The sequence below is a fragment of the Aminobacter sp. P4_D5 genome, assembly GCF_056401815.1.
This window is the reverse complement of sequence record NZ_JBFUIP010000334.1, coordinates 1-2,343: the sequence shown is the minus strand read 5'-3', so window position 1 is coordinate 2,343 and position 2,343 is coordinate 1. Positions and strand designations below refer to the sequence as shown.

Below are 2,343 nucleotides of genomic sequence, written 5' to 3'. Positions count from 1 at the left end.
GCGTTTCGCCAGCGCCCTCAGGCTCTCTTGACTATGCTGTATCGCTCGACGGACCGCCTCTGTCGTCGTGGCGCTCCCATGAAGAACCTGGCCCATAGTGCATCCCCTGTTTCGGCCAACAAGGATGCCCCATCAAAGCCTGGGATCAAACATCTAGGCGCGCTTCCTCGACAGCGACATCAATGTCCACCCGAATCCCATGCGTTCCTTCATCCTTTCGACGCGATTGCCAAAAACAGCGCGGACGGGAGCATTCAGCTTCCAGGAGTTGACCAGCCGCATGATGCCTTTGCGTGCGATCGGCGACACCGTGAACAGGTGCAGCGGTTCGAATTCAGGCGCCAGGAGGTCAGCAAGTTCGTGCTGGTAGACCCAGCGGCGCAACTGGCCCGGGGCAGGCGGGGGAATTGCGTTGTATTTTTCGAGAACATGTCGGTTCTGTGTTGCCAGCATCAAATGTCCGCCAGGCCGCAGATGGCTGGAAAGCTTGCGGATGAAGGCCTGTTGATCGAAGACATGGGACAGGACCTCAAGGGTCACGATGACGTCGAACGTCGCTTTGCCAAAATCCAGGGCCATGAAATCGCCCGGTGTGAATGTCACATGCGGCCACCGCTTCGCTGCGCGGTTCAGCACATCGTCGGAAAGGTCAGTCGCCGTCACCTTGCCGTAGCGCGAAAGTGCGGGCGCGAACCAGCCGCTGCCGCAGCCGACGTCCAGTATGTCGAGGTTTTCTCGGCCGATATCGTCTATCCAGCCCAAGATGACTTCAGCTTGGCGGGCGCTGACTTCACTCATCTGGTGCTCGCGATTGTCGGCGTTCCATCCGTTCCAGAACGATGTCTGAAGCGCGATCGGCGCATCGCCCTCCGAAAAATTGTGCGGCGTTGGCATGGCTTTCCCCTCTCCTTCCCGTAGCTGGATTACAGGTTCGGCACTTGTCCCCACCCTAATATTCGAGCCAAACCAGCCTTCCTCGTCAACACAGCCATTCGGGTAGCGAGTAATACAACCTGGCAGTACCGCAATATTCGGTGAGTGCTCGACGGTACGCGGGAAGGCCGAATGAGCGCGGTGATCGTGACAAGGAGCGGGCGTTCACCGAACAGGAATTGCGGACCCTGCTCTATTCGGAGTGGCCGAAAGGCATGGAGCCTGAAGACCGGCAACAGATCGAAGATGTCCCTCGTATTTCGGCGCTGTCGGGGATGAGGCTTGCGGAGGTTATCATGCTGGGGTTCGAGGAAGTCCACGACGTATTTGACTTTCAGCAGGGCAAGACATGTCCGCTGCTCGCAAGGTTCCTGTTCGCCCGGACTTGGTCGAGAACGTTCGGCGACGTACCGAAAGCAAGGGACCGAATGCTGTTCCACGAAGGGGCCAGCCTACGCGACTCCGGCGACAGGCTAGGGAAGTGCTTCAACCGTTTTCGCAAGCACCTTGGCGTCGACGACATGCGGGCGGGCCAGCGCCGGTCGCTGGTGAACTTCCATTCGGCTACGCGTTGGTTCATCACTCAGGCGCGACACGCTGGCCACGCCGTCGAGACGGTCAAGGAGGTTGTTGGCCACGTACCGGGCAAGAAGGGCAGTGACGTCACGTTTGGCGCTTACACTGAGGGTGCGTCGGAAATCCAGTTGAGGGCTTGTGTCGAGGCGGTGAAATTGCCAGGGAGGGCCTAGGCACAATGGGCAAGGTCCATTGCTATGGCCTCAGGGCAGCCCCCAAGCCCGCCTGTGCTGCCGGTCGAGGTCGTTAGGATTTCGAGTAAGTCATCGGCCTCGTCGATCAGCAGCACTACTTCTGCTCTCGGCCTTCCTATAGCGCGGGAATGTGATTTGCATTGAGAACGGGCTTAAAAGTTGGGCGAGCCCGTCGGGCCGAAGGGGGTCAATTCTGGGAAGACCGTCTGCGTATACGGCGCTCCAATCCGCCCTTGAAGCTTAAGCTTAACCACCGGAATAAGGCCATTTGGCCGAAGCTCGTCGCCTACGGCGGTTGGTGCAGTAGCCAGCAAAGACCGTCAATGCCGACCGGTAAGCTGCTGATCATCGGCGGAAACAGCCACTACCCAGAAGACCGGCGGCTACTAGATGTTTGATCCCAGGCTTTGATGGGGCATCCTTGTTGGCCGAAACAGGGGATGCACTATGGGCCAGGTTCTTCATGGGAGCGCCACGACGACAGAGGCGGTCCGTCGAGCGATACAGCATAGTCAAGAGAGCCTGAGGGCGCTGGCGAAACGCTACGGAATCAACCAGAAGACCGTCGCCAAATGGCGGGAGCGGACTTCGGTGGCCGATCTGCCGACCGGTCCGAGGGAGCCGAGATCGACAGTGCTCT

Annotated in this window: 2 protein-coding genes and 2 pseudogenes; 2 read left to right on the top strand and 2 right to left on the bottom strand. The window is 59.2% G+C overall.

The window, feature by feature from the left end:
• Window positions 1-96: pseudogene (locus tag AC1DWF_RS31585) on the bottom strand (IS481 family transposase); the annotation flags it as partial.
• Window positions 97-153: 57 nt separating this feature from the next.
• The gene (locus AC1DWF_RS31580; protein ID WP_476786885.1) at window positions 154-894 is read right to left on the bottom strand and encodes a class I SAM-dependent methyltransferase; all 741 of its coding nucleotides are present in this window, start codon (window positions 892-894) and stop codon (window positions 154-156) included.
• A 140-nt stretch (window positions 895-1,034) separates the two neighbouring features.
• Between AC1DWF_RS31580 and AC1DWF_RS31575 the strand changes: the two genes are divergently transcribed.
• Window positions 1,035-1,682 carry a site-specific integrase gene (locus tag AC1DWF_RS31575; RefSeq protein WP_476786884.1) on the top strand — a complete coding sequence of 216 codons (648 nt, stop codon included), beginning with the start codon at window positions 1,035-1,037 and terminating at the stop codon, window positions 1,680-1,682.
• A gap of 468 nt (window positions 1,683-2,150) precedes the next feature.
• Window positions 2,151-2,343, top strand: a pseudogene (locus tag AC1DWF_RS31570) (IS481 family transposase); the annotation flags it as partial.

What these genes read in the sequence shown, in the direction of transcription:
- AC1DWF_RS31580 (WP_476786885.1), bottom strand. Translation starts at nt 894, where the DNA reads ATGCCAACGCCGCACAATTTTTCGGAGGGCGATGCGCCGATCGCGCTT.